The organism is Moorena sp. SIO2C4 (genome assembly GCF_010672485.1).
GTDB lineage: Bacteria > Cyanobacteriota > Cyanobacteriia > Cyanobacteriales > Coleofasciculaceae > Moorena > Moorena producens.
In genome coordinates this window covers 1-2,690 of the sequence record NZ_JAAHGN010001026.1, presented here as the reverse complement: position 1 = coordinate 2,690, position 2,690 = coordinate 1, and the positions used below count along the sequence as shown (strand labels likewise).

Here is a 2,690-nt window from a genome sequence, read left to right as displayed (position 1 = left end):
TGAGCGCATCAAATTTTCTGCCTTTTGTCTGTTCAGCCTTCTACTTGTCGGCATCATTTACCCAATCACGGGTCACTGGATTTGGGGAGGAGGCTGGCTAGGAGGAGGCTGGCTACAAGGGCTGAAATTTTGGGACTTTGCTGGTTCAACGGTAGTTCACTCCGTAGGCGGTTGCTGTGCCTTAGTAGGTGCTTACCTTCTCGGACCACGCAAGGGCAAATATATAGATGGCGTTTCCTATGGGCTGCCCGGACACAATCTCAGCCTGGCGATTCTAGGTTGCTTGATTTTATGGCTGGGCTGGTTTGGTTTTAACCCCGGCTCAACGATTTTTAATCCCGGAACGACGAATTTAGATCCCAACGCAATTAGCCATATTGTCCTCACCACTAATACAGCAGCTTGTGCAGGGGGTATTGCCGCAGCTCTAACTACCTGGCTTGACCCAAGGGATCCTGACAGTAAGCCTGACCCCACTATGATTATTAACGGAGTACTGTCGGGTTTGGTAGCCATTACCGCATCCTGTCGATTCGTTACCATTGGTAGCGCTATCACCATAGGTCTGCTGGCAGGAATAATAGTGGTCTTTTCAGTAGACTTCTGGGACAGGATGAAAATTGATGATCCAGTAGGTGCTATTTCTGTCCATCTTGTCGGTGGAGTCTGGGGAACACTGGCTTTAGGTCTTTTCAGTGAAGGACCTGGTGATTTGTATAGTATTGGTAACGGTCCAGTAGCCGGACTATTCTGTGGTGGCGGGATAGATAGTATCCGGCAGCTTTTTATTCAACTACTCGGCATTGTTGCTGTAGATGTGTCAACGGTTTTCCTGAGCTGGCTAGCTTGGTTATTAGTTAAACGTATACTTTCCTCAAGTCTAAGGGTTACAGAAAAAGCAGAAATTGAAGGTCTAGATTTCCACGAACACCGTATGAATGCCTACAGTGGCTTTTTGTTTAAGGGAGATCTCAAGCAATCACCGCTGAGGGATCAGCAAAGACAAAATTAACACACTGTTCTGTAGATACAAGCAAACCCATTAAATTCTAGGATTCAGCCGGTTATGAAGGTAATCAATAACAGTATTTTCCAGCAAATAAGTTTAATTTGATACAGACAAACTAAGCCAAAGGATTATGATCATAAATGAAATTAGTTTAGGAATAGTGTGATCATAGTTTTATTGGATACCGATCAAGACTATCAATATAGCAATCCGTGTAGCAATTGATATAATTTTGATGCCATATTCCCTACTCCCTGTTCCCTGTTCCCTGTTCCCTGTTCCCTGTTCCCTTTGCTAGAGTAGTTTAATCAAAATTAATCCCATGAACATAATCAATATGTCAAAAAACACACAAGATTACGATAGCATTGTTAGGGATTTAGTAGCTGATAATGATGACATTTTAGGTGCAGTTATCCTCTATAAACAGTTGCCAATTACTCAGTTAATAGGTAAATTAAATAAAACTGAAATTCTAAAAATAGCCGATAAAATAATCGAGTTTCACCAATCGATTAACCGCTTACCTAGTCTGGTAAACAACGAAAAAATATTCATGGAATCTAGAGATACTTTGCTGATTGTTGTTTTTTACCCTAATCAGTGTTTGTTGCTAGTTAAAGCTAAGCAAACTGATATCGTTGGCAGGATTCTACATGCTATTGAAGAAACATCACAAAAGATTCAGTCTTTACTTGACCCTAGAGGAGCTTATCGAAATGGTTATCAGTTATTGTCTCAGGCAAAGGATAATGAAATAAAATACAGGAAGAAACCCCTAAGTCCTGAATTTTAGGACGTTCCCAAATGTCAATACAACTGGGGCACAAAGAATTGCTCATACAGAGGTGGGCGCACATAGTTATTGGGAGCCTTCTTGCGTGGGGGTAATTCTAGAGGTTCCGGTGTCATATCAATGTAGGGAATCTTGCTGAGAATATGACTGATGCAATTAAGACGAGCCCGCTTTTTGTCATCAGCTTCCACCGTGAACCAGGGGGCTTCGGGAATATTGGTGTGAGCCAACATGTTGTCTTTTGCTTGGGAATATTCCACCCAGCGATCGCGAGATTCTAGATCCATCGGGCTGAGCTTCCAGCGACGAGCGGGATCGGTGGTGCGAGATTGGAAGCGTCGCTCTTGTTCTTCATCGCTAACTGAAAACCAATACTTCAGCAAAATTATGCCGGATCTGACCAACATCCGCTCAAATTCTGGGCAGGTTTGCATGAATTCCTGATACTGTGCATCGGTACAAAAACCCATCACATGCTCCACCCCAGCGCGATTGTACCAACTGCGGTCAAAACAGACAATTTCACCGGCTGCGGGCAGATGAGCGACATAGCGCTGGAAATACCATTGGGTCTTTTCCCGATCACTCGGTGTACCCAATGCCACAATTCGGCAGCCACGTGGATTTAGGGGTTCGGTAATCCGTTTAATAGTGCCCCCCTTACCAGCTGCATCACGTCCTTCAAACACAATCACAATGCGGGTACCAGTATGCTTAGTCCAGTATTGCATTTTCACCAGTTCCAATTGTAGACGGGACTTCAAGCTTGCAGCTATTTCCTAGGCACTAACAACCAATAATTTACAACTAACAGATGAAGATTCTATTCGTTGCGGCGGAAGCAGCTCCCATCGCGAAAATTGGCGGTATGGGGGATGTAGTGGG

General features: G+C 43.9%; 3 protein-coding genes and 1 pseudogene. 3 read left to right on the top strand and 1 reads right to left on the bottom strand.

The annotated features are described in order from the left end of the window. Nucleotides 1-1,012, top strand: a 1,012-nt coding sequence (locus tag F6K20_RS33135) for an ammonium transporter (protein ID WP_287297591.1), incomplete at its 5' end; no start/stop codon positions are given. Between the two features lie 319 nt (nucleotides 1,013-1,331). After that, nucleotides 1,332-1,805 carry a hypothetical protein gene (locus F6K20_RS33130; protein ID WP_287297589.1) on the top strand — a complete coding sequence of 158 codons (474 nt, stop codon included), beginning with the start codon at nucleotides 1,332-1,334 and terminating at the stop codon, nucleotides 1,803-1,805. 14 nt (nucleotides 1,806-1,819) lie between these two features. Here F6K20_RS33130 and ppk2 read toward each other — a convergent pair. Then, nucleotides 1,820-2,563, bottom strand: a pseudogene (gene ppk2, locus F6K20_RS33125) (polyphosphate kinase 2); the annotation flags it as partial. A 56-nt stretch (nucleotides 2,564-2,619) separates the two neighbouring features. Between ppk2 and F6K20_RS33120 the strand changes: the two are divergent. Further along, nucleotides 2,620-2,690 (top strand): glycogen/starch synthase (locus F6K20_RS33120; RefSeq protein ID WP_287297593.1); only part of this gene is annotated, 71 nt, incomplete at its 3' end.

Coding starts and splice junctions, on each gene's coding strand:
- F6K20_RS33130 (WP_287297589.1), top strand. CDS start 1,332: ATGAACATAATCAATATGTCAAAAAACACACAAGATTACGATAGCATT.